Consider the following 7,198-nt stretch of genomic DNA (forward strand, 5'->3'; position numbering starts at 1 on the left):
GTGCTGCCGCAACTCCAATTCTTCGGCGCATGAGGTAATCCGATTCCACAGAACTTGGTACCACAATGGCCTTTTTGAGTCCAAAACGTTGTTCGAGTGCCCTTTCCAGTTCGACAAAAGAAACCGAGGGACTGACCAGGCGAATTTCCACAATACCCTCTCGGCGTGCCGCCTCCAAAAGTCTCTGAATCCGAGAACGAGAGAAACCGGTACGCTGGGCAATTGCTTCCTGTGTTAATCCCTCTTCATAATAAAGGCAGGCGATTTCATAAAGGAGACGAAGCTCTTTCTCCCCGGTATGACCCAAGGTCTCCCTCCTTGAGTATTTGTTCAAAACAATTGTTTACACCATTGTAAAAAGCGTCCTTTCTTTTGTCAATACAGGGAGTGTTGGAAAAAATTTAACCGTTTTCCCCCGCAAAACAACGTTACACATTTTCTAACCGAGTTCACCAGAGAAAGACTCGATGATGGATACCGAAAACTACATCAGTGGTCTTAATGTGTTTCCCGCCGTCCATGAATAAACCCCGTCCCCCGGAAAAGAAGAAATAAGAAAATTGAAAGAAAACCCGTTAAAGAGGTACTCTTCAATCGAGTATAATGGTTCTGGGAAAAAAAGCAAAAGGGAGGAGTACACTCATGAGGGGGAAAGGTACTCGAGCACGGGTCATTTTCGGAGTCATTCTGGTGCTCCTCTTTATCGGCATCCAATACCTTAGCGGTAACCCCTACTTTTCCTGGTACTTTAACGCGCTCTACCAGGTGGAGTCAGCCAAGATCGAATCCACCCTTTCTGAGGCTGGGGAAATGGAAGTCCACGAAACCATTCACTACCGGATGCGCAAGCCCTTCCGGGGTGTATTTCGAGAAATACCCCCCTCCCGATATGCAATCATGAAGGATGTCACGATCTGGACTGAGGGCCTCAACGCGCAGGACGTGGAGTTCTCCTCCCTTCCCCAGGGTGGGTTTTCCGCCCGGGTTTGGCTAGTACCCCAAGGCAGCACCACACGTCTTGACCCGAGAACCCATCCCCGGGTGACCCTGCACGTCACGTATCGAGTCCGAAACGTGGTGGAAAGCGGGGTAGATGTGACCCAGATTTTTCGCCAGTTCTGGGGTGATTGGGATGCCCCAGTTGGACTTTTAGAGGGAGTGTTCGATTTTCCAGATCATGTACGCGTACACCATGTCTATACCCACCCGAAAATGTTCTCCCAAAAAACGGGAAACCGATACCTCTTTCAGATTTTCCGTCTTCCCCCACGGAGTATTGCTGAAGCGCGTTTTATCTTGGAACCACTTCCCAGTATGCTGTACGCAGTGGAAAACCCTACGCTATCTTTAGAAGAAGTACAAAGGGTAGAAACGGCGTACCAGAAAGAAATCCGAAACCAGGTTTTTCTCTGGACGGGGGTTTTGGGTTTCTTTGTCATGCTTTTCCTCATTATTTACCTTATTCTGGGTCGGGAGGTCCCGGTGGATTACCAACGCTTCTACGAGCAGGAGCCACCGTACCCGGATCCACCGGATCTCGTCAACGCCGTGGTGCGACACTTCGCTTCTCAAGTCGGAGATGAAGGCGTTGCTGCTGCCCTTCTTAATCTGTACCACCAGGGAGCGATCACCTTTGAGGAAGAAGGGAAAAGACCCCTCATCCGTCTTTTGGGAAAACCACCATCACACGAGCTTTCCCCTTCTGAGATGAAGCTTCTTACACTTTTGCAGCAATTCGCCACGAGTAACACCTTTTCTTTTGATACCCTCAGGGAAAGATTGGAAAATTCCGTCTCTGAAGCCCGTTCTTTCAATACCCTGTTTCAGGCTTATAAGAATGAAGTCTTAAAAGAACTGCGGCGACGGCGTTATCTTCAGAATACTGGTAATGTTCTGGCCAAAGTCCTAGCGGTCTTGATGATGCTTGTGAGTCTTGCGGTACTTCCGACACAAAAACCAGAGACCGCACACCTCCTTTCCCTCTGGACCATCCTGGCAGGGACTTTCTTTTTCGGCAGTGGAGTCATCCTCATGGTAAGAAAAGACGCCTTTGGCCGCTGGAACAAGGAGGGGAGAATGTATTTCCTGCGCTGGCAGAGTTTCGCCCGGTTTTTAAGTGACTATTCGCTCCTCTCTGAACGACCACCTCAGTCAGTGATCATCTGGGAAAAGTACCTTATCTATGCCACTGCCCTGGGCATTGCTCAGGAAGTGATGAAAAATTTAGAAAAATTAGTTCCTCGGGAGGTTTTTGAACGAGAGAGTCCTCACCCTTTCTTTTACCATCCTGGTACGTACCTTTTTGGAAGTGAACTGCACCGCCTCCACGTAACTGCCATCTCCACCATCACCCAGTCTCAAGCTCGCTCATACTCTAAAGGAGGTTTTGGAAGTGGGGGGTTTTCCGGTGGTGCAGGTGGCTTTGGAGGTGGTTCCGGTGGAGGCAGAGGAGGAGCGTTTTAAGCCACTTGCCGACTCTACTATAATAATTAATAGCAAAGGAAAAAAGGAGATGATAGGTTATGTTTCGAACGATACCTATGCTGTTCGTTGTAATCATTCTCTTTTTTGTGGTCGCTTCCGGAGCTCAGGAAGCGCCGCTCACGATTGCTGCCTCCATCCCGCCGCTCTGTGACTTTGTAAAACAGGTAGGTGGGGAACGGGTAGAAGTCATCCAGCTGGTTCCCAATGGTTTTAATCCCCATGCGTATGAACCGACTCCAAGAGATGTGCAAAAAATGGCCCAGGCAAAGGTGGTTTTTCTGGTGGGTTTAGGCTTTGACACCGTCTTTGAAAAACTCCTCCAAGGTGTGGATGAAACAAAGCCCGTAGTGTTAGTCGGTGAAGGACTCGAAATCCTTTCCGAAGAGGAAGATGGGAAAGTATTTCCCGACCCCCATGTTTGGGTTTCTCTGCGCAACGCCCAGCAAATCGTCGACACCATTACCCGATCCCTTTCTACCCTCGATCCAGAAAGAAAGGCCTGGTATGAGGAACGGGCCAGCGGGTACAAGAAGAAACTGCAGCAACTCGATGCCTGGTTTGTGACGGAAATCGAAAAGATGCAAAACCGTAGTTTTGTTGCCTCTCACAATGCCTGGTCATATATGGCACGAGACTATGGTCTTCTTCTTCAGGGCGTCATTGAAAAGGCTCCAGAAAGAGAACCAACCCCTCAGGAACTCCGGGAACTCATCGAGACCATGAATAATGAGGGAGTGCGAGTAGTATTTGCAGAACCGCAGTTCAATCAGAAAATTGCTCAGGTTCTCGCTCAGGAAACAAAAAGTACGATCATTGAGCTTGACCCCCTGGGGGTGTTTCCTGACACTCCGTACCTTGAACTCATGCAGAGAAACTTCATGCAAATTTTGAAAGGACTGAGTGCCAATACCAAGACAGAGAGCTATTGAAATAAACGAGGTGTCCTTCCGATACCAGGAGGACACCGTTTTAGAAAATGTGACACTCCATATCGAAGAGGGAGAATTTCTGGCCCTTATCGGCCCAAATGGTGCGGGAAAAACCACGCTTGTCAAACTCATTCTGGGTCTTCTTCCTCTGCAACGTGGAGAAATCTTGATTTTCGGGAAATCCCTTGCCGAGCTCGGTCCATCCCGACATCAAATCGGTTACGTTCCTCAAGGGAGCACCATCGATCGTCGTTTTCCCATCACGGTGGAAGAATTTGCCCTGACTGGACGGTATGGCCTCATCGGAATCGGACGAAGACCAAAACGGGCCGACTACGAAAAAACGGATGAGGTGTTAAGGATGGTCCATTTAACATCACTACGGCACCGTCCTATCCGGGCCCTTTCTGGTGGTCAGTGGCAACGATTGCTTCTAGCTCGAGCGTTATCCTGTGAACCACGAATTCTACTCCTTGATGAACCAACCACCGCCATCGATCCCCAGGGAAGCGAAAGCCTCTACGAGCTTCTCCTCGCTCTGCGAGAAAGGGGAACCACCATTATCACCGTTTCTCACGACGTGGGAGTGATTGCCCAGTACGTTGACCGCATTGCCTGCCTGAACCGGACCATCATCTGCCACGACCGACCGGAAGAGGTTATCAGCGCCGAAAACCTGAAAAAGATGTACGGGAAAGAAGCCGCTTTTTTCCATCACGGTGAAATCCCCCACATTGTGGTGGAAAAGAATCCCATCCCATGCTATCAACCCAAAGAGGAAAAACCATAACATGGAAATCCTACGCTTAGGTTTTATGCAACGAGCCCTCACAGCTGGGTTCATGGTGGGAACGCTGTGTGCGCTTCTTGGGGTTTTTATCGTCCTCAAAAATTTTTCCTTTGTATCAGCCGGTATTTCCCACGCTGCTTTCGGGGGAGTGGCCTTAGGGTACCTGTTACGGACCGACGTCATTTTGACCACACTCGTCTTCTGTATCCTCGTTGGTCTTGGAATCACCCTTCTCACCCAGAAAAGTAGCCTCAGAGAAGACACCGTCGTGGGCATTTTCTACGCCAGCACCATGGCCTTGGGGATTTTTCTTCTCGGCTTTAGCCAGGGTTACACGGTGGACCTTTTCGGTTATCTTTTTGGAAGCATTCTGGCCGTAACCCGAAGCGACCTTGTCATCATTGCCTCCACCTTGACTGGGGTTTTGTTGCTTCTCCTTCTATTTTTCAAAGAATTCATCGCCATCACCCTGGACCCTGAGACCACAAAAGCTTTAGGTACCCCCGTAGAAGGCTTTCAATACCTATTCACTGCCTTGGTTGCCATGGTGATCGTCGTAGCCATTCGCGTGGTGGGAATTGTGCTGGTTTCGGCTCTTATGGTGATTCCAGCCGCCACCGCCCTGCATCTTTCCCAGGAAATCAAGAGGGTTATTTTCCTTTCGGCACTATTCAGTATCACTTCGTGCGCCTTTGGTCTTGTGCTTTCCTTTTACCTCAATACCCCTTCTGGGGCTACCATCGTTCTTTTGAGTACCGGTTTTTTCTTAGCCTCCCTACTTCGCAAGTCCATTTAACCCTTCTTTTTCATTTCCCAGGCTAAAATCAGGGCCTCAGCGATTTCTCTCATACTCTTCTGGGTGTTCATACTGTATTTTTGAATCCTCCGGTAAGCTTCCTCTTCGCTCACACCGAATTCCTGCATCAGAATTCCTTTGGCTCGTTCCACCTTTTTGCGCGTTTCCAGTTCCTCCTTTACTGCCTGACTTTCCAAGAGTAAACGGTGATTTTCAATCACCACCGCTGCCTGGCTGGCTATGGCAGTCAAAAGATGAATCTCAATTTCAGAAAAGTCTCTGGGTTCAGAGGTATAGAGATTCAACACCCCGATGACCTTCCCCCGCACAAGAAGCGGTAAACTCACCAGCGAACAGAGCCCTTCTTTTTCAGCAATATCTTTGTTGATATAACGAGGGTCCTCCCGCACATCCCGTACCACAATCGCCTTTTTCTCTTGAGCCACAATCCCGGCAATCCCCTCTCCCAGTTTCAGGGGGGCTTTTCGATTGTACGCTTCGCTCACCGACTGGGTGGCTTTGAGTTCCAGAACCCTTTTCTTTTCATCCAGGAGCATGAGCGAACAAAGATTCGAGCGCATCACCTGAGCAGTCATGGTCACGATGAGGCGAAGAATATCTTCAAAGTAGAGATCCGAGGTAATGAGTTCCCCAATCCGAGCCATGGTTTCCAGCTTCTCTTCCAATTTCTTCCTCCTTCCGAAAAGTTTACCCATCACGTATAATGAAAATAACGAATCCCATTTTATTTTAGCACTGGCACCAATACCAACCAAGAAGGGAGAGGTGTGGCGATGGAAAAACTTTTCGGGACATTCGGCATTCGTCGAATCGCCAATGAGGTCATGACTCCGGAAATGGCCACGGAACTGGCCCTGAGTTTCGGAACCTTCGTTGAGGGTGAACCCGTGGTGGTGGGAAGAGATGCCCGCAAGCATAGCGAAATGCTCTACCACGCAGTCGTAGCAGGACTTCTCTCAGCAGGATGTCATGTGGTCCAACTCGGAGTGACTGCGACTCCGGCTCTGCAATGGGCTTGCCGACAGTGGCAGGCTTGGGGTGCCATGATCACCGCGAGCCACAATCCCCCGGAATGGAATGGCATCAAGTTTATGGAAAAAAGCGGTAAAGGCCTTGATCGGGAAAAAGAAATCGACGTAGAGAAAATCTTTTTCACCAAGGATTTTCGGCGGGTTCCCTGGCCCAAGATTCCCCAGTACACCGAGAGAAGAGATATCCGGTCCGCATACATTAACGCTATCATACAAAGGGTGAATGGGGAAGCAATCCGTAAAAATCGCTTCCGGGTGGTCATTGATTGCGCGAATGGCGCCCCTTCTCTTATTACTCCATACCTTTTAAGCGAACTGGGCTGTCGAGTGGTAAGCTTGAATGCTCATCCTGATGGACATTTTCCAGGAAGAAACCCAGAACCAATTCCAGAAAACCTCACCGATATCACCACCCTTATCAAACACGCTGACTTCGCTCTAGGGTTTGCCCAGGATGGTGACGGGGATCGTTTAATCGTGATCACCGAACACGGTGAATTCGTCCCCGGAGACTGGAGCGTCAGCCTCGTTGCTGAAGAGCTGGCCTCTCAAAAAACTCCAGGACCTATCGTAACCACGGTCGCCACCACCCACATGCTCCAGGATATTGCTCGGAAATGGAATCGCCAAGTGATTGCCACGGCGGTGGGAGATCTGGTGGTGGCCAAGGCCCTCCAGCAGGAAGGGGGTATCTTCGGCTGCGAAGAAAATGGGGGCATGATTTTTCCGGATTTTGTCTGGGGTCGTGACGGCGCCATGGCGGCAGCGTACATCCTCCATATTTTGGCCAAATATGAAAAACCGCTCAGTGAAATCCTGAAACAGCTCCCTTTACGGTATCAGGTGAAAACCAAAATGACCGTGGACCCAACCAAGAAAGAACGAATTCTGGCTCGAATCGATGAAATGACCGCCCGTTTTCCAAACCGTATCACTACCGACGGCTATAAAGTGATCTTTGAGGATGATAGCTGGGTGCTGGTACGTCCCTCGGGAACAGAACCCCTGGTGCGTCTCTTTGCCGAATCGAAAGACCGCCTGCGAGCTGAAGAATTGGTGCAGGAGTACCGCCGTTACATCGAAGAATTATAAAAGAAAAACCTTGAAGGAGAAACTCCTTCAAGGTTTTTCTTCCACGTACTCGAGG

General features: G+C 49.6%; 7 protein-coding genes. 5 read left to right on the plus strand and 2 right to left on the minus strand.

Annotated elements, in window-relative coordinates; translation table 11 throughout:
* Window positions 1-307, minus strand: a 307-nt coding sequence (locus tag ABDK92_10640) for a sigma factor-like helix-turn-helix DNA-binding protein (GenBank protein ID MEN3187059.1), incomplete at its 3' end; no start/stop codon positions are given.
* A gap of 335 nt (window positions 308-642) precedes the next feature.
* Between ABDK92_10640 and ABDK92_10645 the strand changes: the two genes are divergently transcribed.
* The 4 genes from ABDK92_10645 to ABDK92_10660 are packed head-to-tail and all read left to right on the plus strand — an operon-like array spanning window position 643 to window position 4,999.
* On the plus strand, window positions 643-2,463 hold the full coding sequence (locus ABDK92_10645; GenBank protein ID MEN3187060.1) for a DUF2207 domain-containing protein: 1,821 nt from the start codon (window positions 643-645) through the stop codon (window positions 2,461-2,463).
* 59 nt (window positions 2,464-2,522) lie between these two features.
* Window positions 2,523-3,413, plus strand: a complete 891-nt coding sequence (locus ABDK92_10650) for a metal ABC transporter substrate-binding protein (protein MEN3187061.1) — start codon at window positions 2,523-2,525, stop codon at window positions 3,411-3,413.
* On the plus strand, window positions 3,385-4,203 hold the full coding sequence (locus ABDK92_10655) for a metal ABC transporter ATP-binding protein (protein ID MEN3187062.1): 819 nt from the start codon (window positions 3,385-3,387) through the stop codon (window positions 4,201-4,203). Before ABDK92_10650 ends, ABDK92_10655 begins: the two co-directional genes overlap by 29 nt.
* Complete coding sequence (locus ABDK92_10660; GenBank protein ID MEN3187063.1) at window positions 4,133-4,999, plus strand: metal ABC transporter permease; 867 nt, start codon at window positions 4,133-4,135, stop codon at window positions 4,997-4,999. Before ABDK92_10655 ends, ABDK92_10660 begins: the two co-directional genes overlap by 71 nt.
* Here ABDK92_10660 and ABDK92_10665 read toward each other — a convergent pair.
* The gene (locus tag ABDK92_10665) at window positions 4,996-5,685 is read right to left on the minus strand and encodes a GAF and ANTAR domain-containing protein (GenBank protein MEN3187064.1); all 690 of its coding nucleotides are present in this window, start codon (window positions 5,683-5,685) and stop codon (window positions 4,996-4,998) included. The two genes, ABDK92_10660 and ABDK92_10665, sit on opposite strands and share 4 nt — an antisense overlap.
* Before the next feature lie 108 nt (window positions 5,686-5,793).
* On the opposite strand from ABDK92_10665, the gene glmM reads away from it, so the two are divergent.
* Entirely contained in the window at window positions 5,794-7,143 is a 1,350-nt protein-coding gene (glmM, locus tag ABDK92_10670) for a phosphoglucosamine mutase (GenBank protein ID MEN3187065.1), read from the plus strand.
* Window positions 7,144-7,198 lie beyond the last annotated feature (55 nt).

The organism is Atribacterota bacterium, from assembly GCA_039638595.1.
GTDB lineage: Bacteria > Atribacterota > Atribacteria > Atribacterales > Caldatribacteriaceae > Profundicultor > Profundicultor thermophilus.